At 36.5% G+C, this 16,419-nt stretch carries 15 protein-coding genes; 4 read left to right on the top strand and 11 right to left on the bottom strand.

What is annotated here, in order from left to right; all coding sequences use genetic code 11:
• Positions 1-148: 148 nt before the first annotated feature.
• Entirely contained in the window at positions 149-619 is a 471-nt protein-coding gene (locus TR08_RS06445; RefSeq protein ID WP_045516698.1) for a hypothetical protein, read from the bottom strand.
• A gap of 398 nt (positions 620-1,017) precedes the next feature.
• Here TR08_RS06445 and TR08_RS06440 point away from each other — a divergent pair, with 398 nt between their 5' ends.
• Both TR08_RS06440 and TR08_RS06435 read left to right on the top strand, forming a co-directional pair.
• Positions 1,018-2,028, top strand: a complete 1,011-nt coding sequence (locus TR08_RS06440; protein ID WP_045516696.1) for a 2-oxoacid:acceptor oxidoreductase family protein — start codon at positions 1,018-1,020, stop codon at positions 2,026-2,028.
• 18 nt (positions 2,029-2,046) lie between these two features.
• Positions 2,047-4,359: a thiamine pyrophosphate-dependent enzyme gene (locus TR08_RS06435; RefSeq protein ID WP_045516694.1), complete on the top strand. Its 2,313-nt coding sequence runs from the start codon at positions 2,047-2,049 to the stop codon at positions 4,357-4,359.
• Positions 4,360-4,430: 71 nt separating this feature from the next.
• Here the strand turns inward: TR08_RS06435 and TR08_RS06430 are convergent, their stop codons facing one another.
• From TR08_RS06430 to TR08_RS06415, 4 genes are all read right to left on the bottom strand, one after another.
• Positions 4,431-4,895, bottom strand: coding sequence for a hypothetical protein (locus TR08_RS06430; protein ID WP_045516692.1), 465 nt, complete (start codon positions 4,893-4,895; stop codon positions 4,431-4,433).
• Between the two features lie 80 nt (positions 4,896-4,975).
• A complete protein-coding gene (locus tag TR08_RS06425; RefSeq protein ID WP_045516690.1) occupies positions 4,976-5,197 on the bottom strand; it encodes a hypothetical protein in 222 nt (73 codons plus the stop codon).
• A gap of 510 nt (positions 5,198-5,707) precedes the next feature.
• On the bottom strand, positions 5,708-6,151 hold the full coding sequence (locus TR08_RS06420) for a hypothetical protein (RefSeq protein WP_045516688.1): 444 nt from the start codon (positions 6,149-6,151) through the stop codon (positions 5,708-5,710).
• A gap of 26 nt (positions 6,152-6,177) precedes the next feature.
• The gene (locus TR08_RS06415; protein ID WP_238579093.1) at positions 6,178-6,726 is read right to left on the bottom strand and encodes a DUF6155 family protein; all 549 of its coding nucleotides are present in this window, start codon (positions 6,724-6,726) and stop codon (positions 6,178-6,180) included.
• A gap of 87 nt (positions 6,727-6,813) precedes the next feature.
• On the opposite strand from TR08_RS06415, the gene TR08_RS06410 reads away from it, so the two are divergent.
• Positions 6,814-9,138, top strand: coding sequence for a TOTE conflict system archaeo-eukaryotic primase domain-containing protein (locus TR08_RS06410; RefSeq protein ID WP_045516685.1), 2,325 nt, complete (start codon positions 6,814-6,816; stop codon positions 9,136-9,138).
• A gap of 325 nt (positions 9,139-9,463) precedes the next feature.
• Here the strand turns inward: TR08_RS06410 and TR08_RS06405 are convergent, their stop codons facing one another.
• The 3 genes from TR08_RS06405 to TR08_RS06395 form a co-directional block, all read right to left on the bottom strand.
• Positions 9,464-10,717 (bottom strand): MFS transporter, encoded by a 1,254-nt coding sequence (locus TR08_RS06405; RefSeq protein WP_045516682.1) that lies wholly within the window; start codon positions 10,715-10,717, stop codon positions 9,464-9,466.
• Positions 10,718-10,862: 145 nt separating this feature from the next.
• On the bottom strand, positions 10,863-11,522 hold the full coding sequence (locus TR08_RS06400) for a DUF429 domain-containing protein (protein WP_045516681.1): 660 nt from the start codon (positions 11,520-11,522) through the stop codon (positions 10,863-10,865).
• On the bottom strand, positions 11,523-12,032 hold the full coding sequence (locus TR08_RS06395) for a GNAT family N-acetyltransferase (protein WP_045516825.1): 510 nt from the start codon (positions 12,030-12,032) through the stop codon (positions 11,523-11,525).
• A 219-nt stretch (positions 12,033-12,251) separates the two neighbouring features.
• Here TR08_RS06395 and TR08_RS06390 point away from each other — a divergent pair, with 219 nt between their 5' ends.
• Positions 12,252-12,674, top strand: coding sequence for a ribosomal maturation YjgA family protein (locus TR08_RS06390; RefSeq protein WP_370576278.1), 423 nt, complete (start codon positions 12,252-12,254; stop codon positions 12,672-12,674).
• A 28-nt stretch (positions 12,675-12,702) separates the two neighbouring features.
• Here the strand turns inward: TR08_RS06390 and TR08_RS06385 are convergent, their stop codons facing one another.
• From TR08_RS06385 to TR08_RS06375, 3 genes are read right to left on the bottom strand one after another with little or no spacing between them, the layout of a single operon-like run.
• Positions 12,703-13,995, bottom strand: a complete 1,293-nt coding sequence (locus tag TR08_RS06385; protein WP_045516678.1) for a UbiA prenyltransferase family protein — start codon at positions 13,993-13,995, stop codon at positions 12,703-12,705.
• Complete coding sequence (locus TR08_RS06380; RefSeq protein ID WP_052427364.1) at positions 13,992-15,191, bottom strand: DUF58 domain-containing protein; 1,200 nt, start codon at positions 15,189-15,191, stop codon at positions 13,992-13,994. The genes TR08_RS06385 and TR08_RS06380 overlap by 4 nt, the downstream gene beginning before the upstream one ends.
• Positions 15,188-16,129 carry an AAA family ATPase gene (locus TR08_RS06375; protein WP_045516676.1) on the bottom strand — a complete coding sequence of 314 codons (942 nt, stop codon included), beginning with the start codon at positions 16,127-16,129 and terminating at the stop codon, positions 15,188-15,190. Before TR08_RS06375 ends, TR08_RS06380 begins: the two co-directional genes overlap by 4 nt.
• Positions 16,130-16,419: the final 290 nt, after the last annotated feature.

Genomic DNA, 16,419 nt, shown 5'->3' with positions numbered 1-16,419 from the left:
CTAATTAAATGATAAATCAAGATACCTCGGATAGGACATATGTCCTCAATTGCTATTTTTTACAAAAAAAATCCCTTTAGATTGAAAATCTAAGGGATAAGTATTTTTTAAGCAAAAAGGGATATACAAGGTTAACTCTTTCTCATTTCTATTGGTCTTTCAATATATCATCTACAGTCAATTTCATTGAATAAATAACTGTTCTCTTGTAGCGCGCTGCTAAAAGGAGAACTCTGATTTGTTCGAATCGAGTTAATTGTTTAAAACGAGGTTCTTGTTTTATAAAGGAGCGGACAATGGACCAGCCAGCAGGTAGTAATGGAAAATCATCAAGGGGCTGTTTTTTTCGTAATCGTTGAAACCAAGGTACCATTCCTGAGGAATTACTTTTATCGACGATACAAGGAGCATAAATACTTTTTGTATGTTTTCGAAGGGATTCATAACGTTCTTGCCCGCTTATAATCGTATAGTTGTTATCTTTCCGATTTTTCCTAACAACCAATACAAACATGCAATCCCACATCAGTCTCTGAAGTTTCTTAATGTGCTCTGTTACCTTCAATGATACATCAGGTTTGATTTTGTTCAGGGGTATATACTGTATCGTGAACTTCACAACCATCCCCTCCTGTTCAAATACTTTCTTTCTTAAAAAATTCATGAATCATAACAGGTTCGGATTATAATTTTGGCTTCAATTACTTAGTTCCCTTTACAGTATATGTGATTACTAGGCTCAAGTGACCTACAAACATCCCTCCCTCGGTATTATCTTTAAGACCTTTTCCATTCCTAGGTTGTTATATAACAATTTCAAAACTGTACTATATCACATCATCAACCAAAAGGTAAGGATTTAAACAATAATCTCAACGAAAAAAAGGTAACTACACCATTCAATTCAATTACCTGTTGTATTTGTTTTGGTATCCTGTTACAATAAAAATAATTAAATTTATAGAATATTTTTAATATTCTACATTAAACTCCATTTCACAGATAGGAGGAATATCTTTGTCAAAATTGCCAAAAACAAATGAACTAGGTTTTTTTGAAATCCGTCTTGAGTCCATTGGTGGGTTAGGAGCTAACTTGGCCGGAAAAATGCTTTCCGAGGATGGAGTTGTTGGAAACGGACTGAATGGAGTCGGTTTTTCATCATATGGATCAGAGAAAAAAGGATCCCCTGTAAAAGCACATATTCGATTTTGCGAGCCTGAAACAAACATTCGAGACACCACACCAATAGAACGCCCTCATGTTGTCGGCATTTTCCATGATGCCCTTTTTAAAACCATCGACTGTACAAGCGGGATCTATCCAGACAGTACAATCCTAGTAAACTCACAAAAATCTACTGATGAACTTAAGAATCTCATGAAAATTGCTGGTGGATCGATTGCCATCATTGATGCAACAGGTATCGCTTTAGAAGAACAAACAAAAGCCAACACCGCTATGTTGGGTGCCCTTTATCGAATTTTGGACTTTTTAGACCCAGAGTCTATGAAACAAACGATTCGTCGTACTTTTGAAAAGAAATATCCACACCTAGTTGAGCCAAATATTCGAACATTTGACCGGGGATATAATGAAGTAGAATTTAAAACCTACCTTCCAGATGCTGGAGTAGAGCCTATACCTTTTTCGAGACCAGAACCCGTGCTTGGTTATGAAACTCAGGCCATTGGCGGTATGATCCTAAATCCAGGTAACAGCATGTTAAAGGATTTAAGTATTTCACGTGCCGGGATGCTCCCCCATTTTCATGAAGAGAAATGCATTAATTGTGCAGCCTGTGATACAGCTTGCCCAGACTTTTGCTTTGTATGGGAAGAAAAACCAGACAAAAAAGGTCGTCCACAGATGTTTCTTAGTGGAATTGACTATCAATATTGCAAAGGCTGTTTGAAATGTGTAACTGCCTGTCCGGTGGAAGCGCTATCAGGAGAAAGAGAATATAATGACGGCTATGCAGACAAAAACCGTGTACCCCATTTATTTGATTTAGTCACACAAAACTAATGAAAGGACGGGATCTTAATGTCCATTGAAATAAACCAAGATAAGCTCACAAATGAAAAAGAAACGATTGAGCAGAGCTTTGTATTTGAATCAGGTAATGAAATGGCAGCCTATGCAGCCCACCAAATAAATTATCATGTCATGGGGTACTTCCCGATCTCTCCTTCCACAGAGGTTGCCCAATTCCTTGATGGGATGAAATCCAGAGGAGAACATGATATCGTTTTGATTCCAGCAGATGGAGAACACGGTTCAGCAGGTATATGCTATGGGGCTTCAACTGGAGGCGGCCGTGTTTTTAACGCTACAAGTGCAAACGGGTTTCTTTATATGTTAGAACAGCTTCCTGTTCAATCTGGAACTCGGTTTCCTATGGTATTGAATTTAGTTAACCGCTCTGTATCTGGTCCATTAAATATCCATGGTGATCATTCTGATTTATATTTTGGATTGAATACGGGATGGCCAATTCTAATGGCACGCGATCCGCAAATCGTCTATGATATGAACATTATTGCGATTAAACTAGCGGAAGACCCAGAAGTTAGGCTTCCAGTCATCGTTTCTTTCGATGGGTATTTTACCTCCCACCAAAAACGCAGAGTTCAGGTAATAAAAAATAGAAGTGATGTCCAGAAATTTATCGGAGATCTTAAAACGGACTTCCCTCATGCTTTAGACCGTGAGAATCCAGTAACAATCGGACCTTATATGAATGAACCTGACTATATTAATAACTGCTTTCAACAATCAGAAGCTATGTACAATGCGGAGCATGTCTTCGAGAGAATTTCGAAAGAATATGCGGAACTTACAGGACGAGAATACCCAATCCTTGATTTATATCGCATGGAGGATGCTGAAGTTGCAGTATTTATGTTAAATTCTGCTGCTGAGGTTTGTAAAGACGTAGCTGACAGGCTCCGCAAAGAAGGGATAAAAGCTGGGGTTATCTCTCCAAATATGATACGTCCTTTCCCTCAAAAACAATTGGCTGAAGCGTTGAAAAACATTAAAGCCGTTACCGTTGGAGACAGGGCAGACTCATACGGAGCACATGGCGGTAACATGGCGCTTGAATTAAGAGCGGCATTGCAAACAGTTGGAAATGCTCATACGAAAGTGATCAACCGAATCTACGGATTGGGCGGAAAAGACTTTTATGCTGACGACGCCGAACAATTTTTCCAATTAGCACTAGAAGCTGCGGAAAAAGGCTTTGCAGAAAAGCCATTTGACTACTTTGGTCATAATCCAGGCAATCCTGAATTTGCTCCAAAGCGCGTTTTAAATCCGATGAAAAAAGAAGATTTGAACAGTGGGTTAATCACGGTGACTCCTGATGAAAAAAACGGGGAACTGAAAGTGAAAATCCCTCCAATGCGGAGTTTAACGAAAAAGCCAAAACGACTGGCTTCAGGTCACGGTGCGTGTCCTGGCTGTGGAATTTTCTCTGGGCTGGAATTATTTTTTAAAGGAATTGAAGGAGATATTGTCGCGTTATTCCATACTGGATGTGCTATGGTTGTAACCACTGGTTTCCCTTATAGCTCTCATAAAGCAACATACATCCACAACCTTTTCCAAAATGGCTCTGCTACCCTTTCCGGTCTTGTGGAAATGTTTCATGAAAGAAAAAGACGCGGTGAATTAGCTGAGTTAGGTTTGAGTGATGAATTTACTTTTGTCATGGTTACGGGTGACGGTGGAATGGATATCGGCATGGGCCCTGCAATTGGAACTGCATTAAGGAACCATAAGATGATTATCCTTGAGTATGATAATGAAGGTTACATGAATACAGGCAGCCAACTCTCCTACTCAACTCCGATGGGACATATGACGAGTACATCCAATATTGGCGGCTTCCAAAATGGTAAACCATTCCATCATAAAGATACCGCTCAAATTATGGCAGCCACTCATATTCCTTATGTCTTTACAGGTACAGAGGCTTTTGACCGTGACCTACTAAAGAAAGCTGCGAAAGCACAGTGGTATGCCAACAATGAAGGCTTGGTTTATGGGAAAATCTTAATTACCTGTCCATTGAACTGGAAGTCAAAGGATGAATTAGGTCAGACTATTGTAGAGGCTGCCGTCAATTCCTGCTTCTTCCCGCTTTATGAAGTTGAGCATGGAATTACGACCCTCACCTATGACCCGGAGAGTAAAAACAAACGTTTAGCTGTATCGGAATGGTTAAAGCTGATGGGCAAAACGAAACATTTGCTCAATGAAAATAGCAAAGACATGCTGGAGATGTTTGATAAGGAAGTAGACCGCCGTTGGAATATGCTAAAAGCGAAGCATGAAAGTCCGTATTTATAAAATAAAATCCCAAGTGATGGCAAATCACTTGGGACTTTTTAAAATGATTTATTAAATTTAGAGACTCTTTATTATTGTTTAATTAATCGCTGAATCTCGGTTTCTACTTCATAAACACGTTTATTCAATGCATCTGTTTTATTATCGAAGTGTTCAGCAATTTTTTCAATATTGTCTCCAATACTTTTTATAATGTTCTTTTGGAGAACTTCCTGTCCTGTTTTAAGATCTTTTATATCTTTTTCAATACCATCAAAACATTTACTATGTCCTATAACTTCTTGCTCAAGTCTTTCTTGTCCTGTTTTTAGTTTTTTAACATCTTGGTCAATAGAATTTAATCGTTTAGCATGTTCGTTGCCGATTTGTTCTATTGCCTCTAGTCGATTTGTATGTTCATAGGTGACTTTTTCTATTTTGTCCAAACAGTTTGTATGTTCATTGCCAACTTTTTCTATTGCGTCTAAGCTTTTATGGATAGGCTTTAATTCTTCTTTTAATACTGAACGGAATAAACTTATTAATTCATTATTCATTATTAAATTCCTCCAAGTTTCATTATTATAGCACATTGAGATTGGTTTATTGGATCCTCAAAAGGAAGGGTTTAATATTTTTAAGAAGTATTTTCTTGAATTTCTATGGAGACAAGTTTTTCTATTTGCAGCATAGCAGAAAGTACATGGATAAATGTTTCATGCATGGAAGAATTTTTTAAATGTAGATCGAAGTAGTGGTGCAGGCACAATGCAATATCTCTCCGGTCCTCATAATCAAAATGGTAAAAGTCGATGATCGGAGTATATAATCCATCGCTTAATGGGAGTAATGTTCCCATACGATTTCGCCTTTTTTAGATGGGGTTGCAAACGGATCCAGTACGATTACATCAAGGGTTTTTTCTTCAAAAAATATCAATTACAACAATAGTACGATCATTATATTTATTGCCAACGAGATAGAATATGGGTATTACTTTCTTACATTCTCTTAGCCAGGAAATTAGAATAGGTCGCTTGCTAAGACTCATGCCGAAACGTTTTTGTATTGGATACAGACTGTGCAAATGCTACACCTTAACATTTATCGCTTTCCCTTTCATCTATACGCCTTCCTTTCATGAGTTTCACATAAAAAAGATTCGACATGATTTTCCATATTCCTCTTTTTTTCACCTCTGTTTTTTAGTAAGTTCGAACTTATTGTTCACAATCATCAGCTGAATCTACAACAAGTCCTCTTCCCTTCTGATTTTCGGGTATAATCCTCGGCTGATTCTACCCCAAATCCTTCTCTCCTCTGATTTTCGGGCACAATTCATAGCTGGTTGTTACCCAAAAAAAGATAACTAAAACGGTAAATCTTCATCATCTATTAAGAATTGCATATTGTATTGATTTTTCGATTGCCTTGGTATATCTTCATCTTCTTCCAATTCCTCTTGAGTTATACCATAAGAAACACCATTTAAAGTATAACCCTCGATAAAATAAAAGGTCCCATCTTCATAATTCTCTATCTGTTCTTTTCGTTTTCTTCTTTCTATTTGTATTCGCCTAGTAATTAACGATTGCTGAATCTGCTCTTTATACGACAGTTTAAATTTGTATCCAAGCATTTCCAGCTCGGTAATTGCACACAAGAGGTCTACACCAAACCAATTACTATAACCTTTTGCGATATTTTTCCCTTTATACTGTTCGGCCCATTTTTGGGCATTTTGAAGCCGAGCATTTCGATTATATCGTTTCCGTCTAGGCGTGTTGCTCGAATTTTTCTTACTTTTTGCCATTCTTTATCCCACTCTTTTACCAAAATTTATTCATCATCCTCGTCATCATGAACCCATTCGATGGTATAGTACGCGTCCATTAAAGCTTCTTTGAACCCCCAGCCTTCCGGTGACATGGACACGACGTCACGTAATCTAGTAGAAAATGCCTTGTATAAGTCTTCAGCTTGATCACATTCAATGGCTACTTGATCAAACATTTTAATCATACTGGAGTAAAAGCCTTCTGAAATATCCCCAAAAGAACTAGTAAATTCAACACCTTGCTCCACGTAAAAAAGCATAAGGTCAACAGTTCGTTTTTGTTCATTTGTTGCTTTCTTAAAAGCAATAATTTCCTTTTTTGCGTCAGCCAATCGAAGCTTTCCAAAGCCCCTATCAGGAAAGAATTCATTCTCAATTCTTTTACGAGCTTGATTAAAAAGAACCTCAATGGCTTGATCACCTAAAAATTTACTAGACAAGTAGTTTTGAATATCTTTATTATTCTTAAACATTTCTACTACAAGTTCGATTAATTCTTTTTGATCATATTGTTTTAACTGTTTTTTTAAGTCTGTTACCTTGATTTTCACAATTATCCTCCCCATTACCACTTTTTGAAATTACCATTGATTATAAGGTACAATTGAATTATACAAAATTATTTAGAGGGATTTAAAATGAATTATGATCTTCTGTTAAAAGAATTAGAGATATTAAAAAAAGAAAATATGTATTTAAAAAGGCTGTTATCAAATATGATGCACCAACAAGAGGAAACAGTGAAAATCCCCAATGCTGGAAAAATAATTAGTAACAGATCGTTACCTGATGAAAAAATCAAGCTTTTTAAAAGTTTGTTTAAAGGCAGAATAGATGTGTTTGCTTATCGATGGGAGTCTAAAGATGGAAGAAAAGGGTACACACCCGCGTGTGATTTAGAATGGCAAAAGCCAATTTGTCAGAAACCATTTATTAAATGTTCCGAATGTCAGCATCGTAAACTATCAACACTTACCGATCAGGTACTATTTAATCATTTAAGCGGGGAAAAAACGGTAGGTATATACCCTCTTCTTCATGATGAAACATGTTTTTTTCTTGCCTTCGATTTCGATAAGCAAAATTGGCAACAGGATGTATTGGCATTTGTTAGTGAATGTAAAAATGAAAATATTCCAGTTCATATTGAAAGGTCCAGATCTTGTAATGGCGCACATGTGTGGATATTCTTTTCAGAGAAAATATCAGCTGAGCTAGCCAGAAAACTTGGCATGCAGCTTTTAACAAAAACACTTGAGGAGCGGTATCAAATTGGAATTGACTCCTTCGATAGAATGTTTCCAAATCAGGATACACTTCCTAGAGGTGGATTTGGAAATCTAATTGCTTTACCTCTGCAGCTTCATTCGAAGAACAACGGAAAAAGTGTATTTGTCGATGAAAATTTCATTCCGTTTCAAGATCAGTGGTTATACTTGTCTTCTATTCAGAAAATGAATAAACAGGATGTTTTATCGTTTCTAAAAAATCCGGTACAATCACAAATTAAAGAATCTCGATTTTTATCCTCTATTCCAAAAATAATTAAAGTTAATAAGAAAAATGGGCTCTATATAGTTAAGGAAGGAATTCCTTCCTCTATTTTATCTAAGATGATTTTACTATCTACTTTTAAAAATCCTGAATTCTATAAAGCACAGTCTAAGAGATTGTCGACTTATGGGATGCAAAAGGTGATTAGTTGCTTTGAGGAAGATTCAAAACATCTAATACTTCCTCGAGGCAGTTATGCAGAATTAGAAAAGCTATTAAAAGAGCATTCGATAGAAATGGAAATAGTAACCGATCAGTTCGAAGGAGAATCAATTGAGGCCAACTTTAAGGGACAATTAACATCTCAACAAGAGGAAGCAGTTACAGAGTTAATGAGGCATGAAAATGGCACACTAGCAGCTTCTACAGGTTTTGGTAAAACGGTTACTGCCGCTGCACTAATAGCCAAAAGGAAAACGAATACATTAATCATTGTTGATAGAACTCAACTACTCCAACAATGGGTGGAAAAGCTGGCACTATTTCTTCAAAAATCACCACAAGAAATAGGACAAATCGGGGGTGGAAAGAAGAAAATAACGGGTCAAATTGATGTAGCAACCATCCAAAGTTTAAATTCTAAAGGTGAGATAAAATCCTTTATCACTCAGTATGGACAGATTATTGTTGACGAATGTCATCATATCTCAGCTTTTACCTTTGAAAAAGTGTTAAAACAAATTCGAGCTATGTATGTGTATGGCCTTACTGCTACACCAATTCGGAAGGATGGACTCCATCCAATTATCTTCATGCAGTGTGGACCCATCCGTTTTAAAACAGACGCTAAAATCCAAGCGAAAATTCGCCCATTTAGGCATACTTTAATACCTAGATATACAAATTTTAGGTCTAATTCAACAGATATTCAAGAAGTCTATCAATCAATCTCAAAGGATAAACATCGAAATCAATTACTGTTTAATGATGTATTGAACGAACTAGAAAAAGGCCGCTCCCCTATTGTTTTAACAGAAAGAATTGAGCACCTAGATAATCTCGGAAAGCAATTTAAAGGATTTGCAAAAAACATTATTCTCCTAACAGGTAGTATGAGTAAAAAAGAACAAAAGTTAGAATTGGAACGTCTAGAAAAGATACCTGATAACGAAGAACGGCTAGTAATTGCAACAGGAAAATATATTGGTGAAGGATTTGATGACCCCCGGTTAGATACCTTGTTCTTAGCCATGCCAATATCTTGGAAAGGTACACTTCAACAATATGTGGGACGTTTACACAGGATTCATTCGAACAAACAGGAAGTTAAAGTTTTTGATTATGTTGATGACCAAGTACCAGTATTAAACATAATGTTCAAAAAACGTCTTTCTGGATATAAAGCAATGGGTTATATATTGGAAGGGATAATTAATGACAATAGTAATGAACAAATGAAATTATTTTAACTCAATGGTAATTTCGTAAAAAAGGCATCCTATACAATGAGGGCACTGCAAAAAGGGTAAAAAAATTTACGTAACGTAACATGTTGGAAGAAATAAAAAGGGGTAGACACTACTAATAGTAGGTGCTACCCCTTTTAAGTAAAACAATCGACATTTGCAGTTTTCTTTACTATAAAGATGACTTTTAATATGTTTACAGCAATAATCATAAGGATGTAACGGAGATTTACAGGAAGGGCGGAAATACATGTTTTTATCTCTCAGATTTTCGGCCACAAAACCATTGCGGTCTTTTTCAGTGCCCTCTCTAAATGGTCACCTCATTTTACATCACTTCATTCCTCTTCTTTAAATACCGATACAAAATAATACTAAAAAAAGAGCATAGTAACCCGCAAACTCCAATAAAAATAAATCCTGCCTGAAATCCTCTCATTAGGCCAATTTCAGGTCCAAGAAAGCTCGTGAACCATCCCTTAAAAAATTCAATTAGCGCACCTAAGAATAAATTGCTGATAACTACCACAATTCCCATAAGCGTTACGGTTACGGTAATCGCAGCGTCAATTCCCTTAGAATATCTTTTAGCGAGCAGCGCCATAATGGTCGGATAAACGGGTGCAATCCCAAACCCAGCTGCTGCATATAACCATACACCTGATGAACCGAATAATGTAGCCAAAATGGTTGTAATTCCAGCAAGACCTGAAAAAATAATAATGGAAATCATAAATCCAATTTTATCTGTTACAAATCCTAGTAGTAACCTTCCTACCATGAAACAAAGAAAAAAGATGGATAACATAGCAGAAGCGGCCGTTGAACTCCATTGAAAAGATCTTTCAAGAAAATTAACAAGCCAGCCAGCAATCGATAGCTCCAAGATAACCCCAAACGAGAGAATAATAATTATATACCAAGCTACCCGATCCTTTAAAAACATCTTAATAGGCATGCGCTCTTGGGCAATCGTTTTATCTACTGGAAATGTACTTAAAAAGGCTGGGATCATGGGGATGATACATAATGAAAGCATGAAAAAATACATGCCCTGCCAGCCTAGTTCGCCATTTCCAAAAAACGTCATACCCATAAATCCAGCCGCCATCATAGGGGCGGCCGTAGAACTAAGTCCATAAAAGAAATGAGATAAATTCATCATAAAGCCAGTATTTTTTGTAAAAATTCTTGCAGCCAAAATGGCCAAAGCAATTTCTAACATTCCGTTTCCTAAATACATTAAAAAATAGGAAGCTGAAAAAGTGGCAAAATTACTAGAAAAATATATAAAAACACCAGATACCGCCATAGATCCAAACGCTAGTAGACTCGTAAGCTTAATACCAAATTTAGATGAAAAGGCGCCAGTAAAGCTGCAAGCTATTAAAAAACCAATGGAGTTAATAGCCAACAGAAATCCAACCTGCAGCTCATCGATCCCATAATCAATTTGCATTTGAGGAATGGCTGGTCCTTTAATATTCTCAGATAACCCAAATACTAGATATCCTAGAAAAATAACCAAAAAAGAAAGTGGTAGGTATTTCTTCACCGGTTGTGTTTGTGGCAATGTTTGCATATTATATTCCCTTCACCTGATTCTTAATATCACTTACCTTCTGCAACTACATACACTCGTCCACCGACTTGTATGAGATAGTGATCAATGTTTTCGGCAAACACATCAACAATATGATGACCCCTTTCAAAATAACCTTTATTAATTAACAACAATAATCATATGGATGTAGAGGAAGATTTGCTGGAAGCAGCCATTTCGGTTTGAACAATGGATCTGCCCAATGCCACGCTCCTAATGCAGCAGCACATGCATCGATAGTATGACTCTCTTCCTCTATTGATTTAGGAAGTTGTGTTAATTGCTGCTCTCCCATCCAGTTTCTAATGAAACTTCTTGCTGTCAAGTCTTGTTTGTACATCAATACTTTTTCGAAATCATGTTGAGAAAGTCTTGAACCAATAACAGCCCCAGGGTGCACTTCTACAATGGAAATGGGGTTACAAGTCGAAAGATTTCCTATTTCTCTAGTAAGTTTAATCCCTCTCAAAGTAAGATAAACCATTCGATTGAGTGTTGGAGGCATGATGGAGCCTGACTTCATTCCAATTGAAATGATGGACTGTCTCAGCTGTTTATCGCCAAGCCTGTCACCTCCCCCATCCTCATAAGACAAAGGAGCGTCCATTCCAATCACAACTTCATCTAATTGACTTTGAATCTGAATTTCTTCCAAAATTAGCTGGTCACTTATTTTACTCATTATTTTAATAAATTTTAATTCACTACCTTGTTTCTCAAATACAGTCAAAACCGTATCATTATGGTTACTAGGACCAGATAAATCGATGCCAATTATTCTCATTTATTGTTGAGTACTCCCTAGAATTTTATAATAAATAACGGTGGTATCTAGTTTTCCTTCACCTGAAAGGGCGAAATTAGGGATTTTCCCCGCAGGAATATAACCAAGTGATTGATAAAGAAGATTAGAAGGGTCCCCTTCTCTTGTATCGAGTACGAGTAGAGTTCTTTCTTCCCTGATCGCTCTTTCTTCTGCAACTGTCATTAAGGTGCGGGCAACGCCTTTGCGTCTAGCCTCCGGACCTGTCATTAGTTTTGCGATTTCTGCTCGGTGAAGACCGTTCTGCTTATTGCATAAATGAATTTGGATGGTTCCGACGATTTCATTTTTTATTTTCGTGATATATAAGATAACATCTGGGTTTAATACAGTTTGCCAATATTGTCTTGCGTCTGCTAGATTCATAGGCGGTAAAAATCCGATTGATGCCCCATCATCCACTACCCTTACCAAAAGGTCAGATAGTTGATCTAAATGCTCTTCAATGGATGTAAGTTCTTCAATTACCAACACACAAAACACCTCTTTTAGAGTTAGTTTTTATTTAATTTGTAGATATCCTTAATGAATTTGTCGAAATATTATAAAAGTGTGTAGATATATTTAAAAAATGTGTAGATATATTCAAAAAGTATGTAGTAATCCCCCCTATTTCTAGATACTATCATTTCAAGTTTGTATATTCAAAAATTATGAATATAATGAAGATTATACTTTTGAAAAATGGTGATGCAAATGTTTTCTAAAAATAAACATACCAACCGAAGTTACTTAAAGCTGCGAATAACCTATCTAATAGCTGTGGTGATCACCATTTTATTGGGCTTAGCATCTAGGAAATTTAGCCATCTCCTTTTGCCCTTTTTAGCGGAGAATACCGGAGATGTCCTCTGGGCGATGATGGTCTATTACGGATTTCGCTTCTTACTCGTGCGTAAGAGTCTGTACACATCCCTTTTGCTTAGTTTTTTGTTCAGCTTTGGAATTGAGTTCAGTCAACTGTATCAAGAAGATTGGATCAATCAGATTCGTGGAACCTTGCTTGGAGCATTGATATTGGGTAAAGGCTATCTTACAGTGGACCTAATTCGATATACAACAGGAATTGTAATGGCCACTATTTTGGATAAAGTAATATTGATACAAAAATAGAGGAACACATAAACCAATGTTCCTCTGCCTATTTAAATATTTTAAAAATGTTTTTCATACGTGATGTCGATTCAATCTTACCCTCATCTAAGAGCACCTTATGTATCTGTTTTAGTTCTATTTTCTTTTTTTCAATTCCTTTTAAAAATAACTTGTATTCCTCATCAGATTCGAATACATTCCCGTATCGTACCTTTTTATAGATGACATAAAGTGATTCATCTTCCTCAACACCAACTCTTTTGAACCACTCCCCGATCGTTTCAGAAGAAATCCTTCCTAGATTCAGCTTTTCCGCTATTTTCTCAAGTCGATAAATTTCCTTTCGAATTCGATAGGAAGGCTGTCCGCCATTCCTTTTATGTTGCGCTGAACCAGTTTTCTTCTCAATCTCATCAAAAGAAGAAGAAATAAAAAATGTAGAATCGTTATCATCAATGGCTTCTGTACTTCCTTGAAATTTTTTATACAGGACAATAAATAGAATCGTACAAAGGATTATGATAACTCCCATATATATAAATGTAGGATCAAAATTCACAGAATTAATTTTTGTCGGCTTATCTTGAAATAACCTAGTGTTCCCAGACTCTGAACCAGATAAAGCATTTTGGATTTGTGCAAAGGGGTTCACTTCGCCTGTCGACTCGTAATTCTCAACCCAGATAAAGATTGGCGACAAAAGAAAGGTTGCTGCAAATGTGATTAATTTTAATAATGAAACAACCGTCCATTTAATACCATCCATAACGGCAACGAGCAATAAACTACATCCCGCTATAATACCAAAAATCGTTAGATAATTTCGTAACAGCTTTCTTTTTTCCAGTTTATCACCTTGAATTGAAAACCAGTTTATCATAAATCCACCTAAAATAATGAAAGCAATAAGCACAAACATGACTATAACCAACGGATTGAGATAGTGATAGCTATTTATTTTTGCAAAAACGAGAAGAATAAATCCAAAGAAAATGATCATAAACAGCCAAAATCCAGTTTGCACACTATCACTATTCATGATGGTTGTTCTCCAGTAAATCAACATCGACAGCAAGAGAACAAAGATGATTGGAAATCCTAGCAGCAAGCCACCAATCACAATCACTGGGAAAACGATGATAAAGAATAAAAATCTGCTCTTTTCTTGAAATCTTTGAATCAGGAAAATAAAGAGATAGGTAGTCGGGATCGTTAGCAAGAGATAAAGTGCGATCGGTGTCTCTTGACCTTGTAATATATAGTAAGATGCGATGACTAAACATCCAAACAGGATTTCAATGGTTTTGTAATAAACTAAATACCAAACATTGCTTCTCATGATGGCATCCCTCTTTTTTGAGAGAAGGATTTTTTTACAATTGTTGCGCTTTGCTCCTGCACCATGAGTTCGAAAATACTTGTTCCTTTATCCGAAAGCATTTTAAGAACATCGCCTTTTTCAGGTATGTATGGACCACCTAATAGCAAGAATGGTTGACGCTCTAAATGACTGTCATAATAGGCAAGCATTTTTTCAAAGGGATAAACAGCAGCATGCACATCAATATGTGCAATGGCTTCCAGTACTTTTTGTAAATGCTCTCTTCCCGTGCCCGGCATAATATAATAAAACGGAGTCCTACCCACATGACGAATATTAATAGAAAGTGAGAATGGGATATTTTGTTTATCGAAGAAGTAGGCCAAATCAGCAGTACCACTTAAAATCTCTTCAAGATTATTTGAAATAAAACGGTTGTTGCCTATATTAATAGAGATATTCCAGCCATTCTCTGTTACCTTGTCATATATTTTTGTTTGCAGAGATTGTTTTCGCGCGCTTGCCTTCCAATGAATCTTATTAAAACTATCCGAATAAACATATTCCCGTGTACCTGATGGAGATAGGGTATCCTCAAATAGAGAATGTGCACTAAGAGATTCCCCTTGCTTGTCGGTAAGTATCATATATTTATTTCGGACCTCAATTGTTTTTGGAAAGACAAGGGCTTCTTGGATGGAATAAAACTCCTTTTCCAATACAGTTTCACCAAGACCAAAGAAGTGTGGAATCATTAATTCTACTTTGCGTATTCTAGATACGCCCCTTTTCTCAGCCGTAAAAGGAATGGTTATATTCGTTCTTTGCCGATGACTACTTGAGAATGGGACAGTAACCTCATAGATGGAAGATTTTTTATTAGCTTGTTTATCATGCGGTGTAACGGAATCATGAAAGGTCACCGTTAGATTTGCCTTCATGATCGGCACGCCTTTGTTATTAAATTCGAGTACCCAATTCCCTTCCTCACTTGGAAAGTACTTCCCTCTAACTTTTTTATTATTAAAAAGTAAACCCTCACCAACTTTTTGTAAATAGAGATGATTGAAGTAAAATAGTATTAATATGAAAACGGTAACAAAAAAAGCCATCCATGATTGTAAGAAAAAAGAAGCAATGCATAAGATGAATGCAAACGCTCCTGTTATGGGCAGGTATTTATTCTCAACAGTATATTTACTCCATTCCATCATGAATGAAAGCCCATCTCTACCGGAACAGGAACACTTTCCACGACTTCTTTAAGGACTGTTTCAGCTGTTTTTGTAAAAGAAGCTTCTGTCGATAAAATAACTCTATGCCCTAATACATAAGGAACCATCTTTTTAATGTCTTCTGGAATTACAAATTCACGATCCTCTAAAAAGGCTTGTCCTTGCGATGCCTTCATTAGTGCTAATGCCCCACGGGGACTTACCCCTAAATCAATTTCTGGATGCTGTCTTGTCTTTCTTACGATTTGAAGCAAATATGACTCGACCGTATCATTGATTATGATATTTTGTACTGCGTCCTGTAATTCCCTAATCTCATCATGGCTTAAAACGGCAATAGTTTTATTACCATTCCCTACCCCTCGAGCTTGCTTTAAAATTTCCTTTTCACTTTCGAGGCTAGGATATTCCATCGTCAGCTTCATAAAGAAACGGTCCATTTGAGCTACAGGAAGAGAGAATGTACCTTGCTGTGCTTCAACCGGATTTTGCGTAGCAATAACCATAAATGGATCGTTAACCTTTACGGTTATACCATCTATCGTGACTTGTCTCTCCTCCATCACTTCAAGTAAACTGGATTGTGTTCTCGGTGTGGCACGGTTAATTTCATCTGCAAGGACGATATTCGCAACAATGGGTCCTGTCCGAAGTTCAAATTCCTGCACTTTTGGATTGAAAAATTGAATCCCTGTGACATCACTTGGCAACACATCTGGTGTAAACTGGATTCTTGAAAAGACCCCATTAATACTATTTGCAAATGATTTAGCGAGCATGGTTTTACCAGTTCCAGGGACACTTTCTAGCAAAATATGTCCATTAAATAAGAGAGAAATGGTAAGAAGTTCAACCTCACTATCCATTCCCACCATGACCTTTGAAATTTCTGACTTCAATCTATTTACGTGATCCATATGTATCCTCCTACAGCTTTACATTTCTATAATGGGATGAAAAAATTGGTAATTTTAACTATAAGGTATTCTACTAATTTTGGAAATACGTTTACCACAAAAAATGGTAGTAATGTGTATTGGCAGTATGTATTTTGTGAACAATATGGGGCTTAAAGCATATATGTACTCAACACAATAAAAGCACCCAAAATGAGCGCTTTAATGATTTTTATATTCACATAGATAGATTCTATTTCTTTCTAAAACTATCCTGCTTAAATAAAAAAAGAAGACTTCTAAACTAGACG

Origin of the sequence: Neobacillus niacini (assembly GCF_000759675.1) — a bacterium.
In the GTDB taxonomy this organism is placed as follows: Bacteria; Bacillota; Bacilli; order Bacillales; family Cytobacillaceae; genus Neobacillus; species Neobacillus niacini_A.
Note: the sequence above shows the minus strand (reverse complement) of the source record. Positions and strands in the feature narration are given on the sequence as shown.

What these genes read in the sequence shown, in the direction of transcription:
- TR08_RS06375 (WP_045516676.1), bottom strand. Translation starts at nt 16,129, where the DNA reads ATGGATCACGTAAATAGATTGAAGTCAGAAATTTCAAAGGTCATGGTG.
- TR08_RS06400 (WP_045516681.1), bottom strand. Translation starts at nt 11,522, where the DNA reads ATGAGAATAATTGGCATCGATTTATCTGGTCCTAGTAACCATAATGAT.
- TR08_RS06385 (WP_045516678.1), bottom strand. Translation starts at nt 13,995, where the DNA reads ATGAGAAGCAATGTTTGGTATTTAGTTTATTACAAAACCATTGAAATC.
- TR08_RS06405 (WP_045516682.1), bottom strand. Translation starts at nt 10,717, where the DNA reads ATGCAAACATTGCCACAAACACAACCGGTGAAGAAATACCTACCACTT.
- TR08_RS06380 (WP_052427364.1), bottom strand. Translation starts at nt 15,191, where the DNA reads ATGATGGAATGGAGTAAATATACTGTTGAGAATAAATACCTGCCCATA.
- TR08_RS06425 (WP_045516690.1), bottom strand. Translation starts at nt 5,197, where the DNA reads ATGGGAACATTACTCCCATTAAGCGATGGATTATATACTCCGATCATC.
- TR08_RS06435 (WP_045516694.1), top strand. Translation starts at nt 2,047, where the DNA reads ATGTCCATTGAAATAAACCAAGATAAGCTCACAAATGAAAAAGAAACG.
- TR08_RS06420 (WP_045516688.1), bottom strand. Translation starts at nt 6,151, where the DNA reads ATGGCAAAAAGTAAGAAAAATTCGAGCAACACGCCTAGACGGAAACGA.
- TR08_RS06390 (WP_370576278.1), top strand. Translation starts at nt 12,252, where the DNA reads ATGCAAATGTTTTCTAAAAATAAACATACCAACCGAAGTTACTTAAAG.
- TR08_RS06430 (WP_045516692.1), bottom strand. Translation starts at nt 4,895, where the DNA reads ATGAATAATGAATTAATAAGTTTATTCCGTTCAGTATTAAAAGAAGAA.
- TR08_RS06410 (WP_045516685.1), top strand. Translation starts at nt 6,814, where the DNA reads ATGAATTATGATCTTCTGTTAAAAGAATTAGAGATATTAAAAAAAGAA.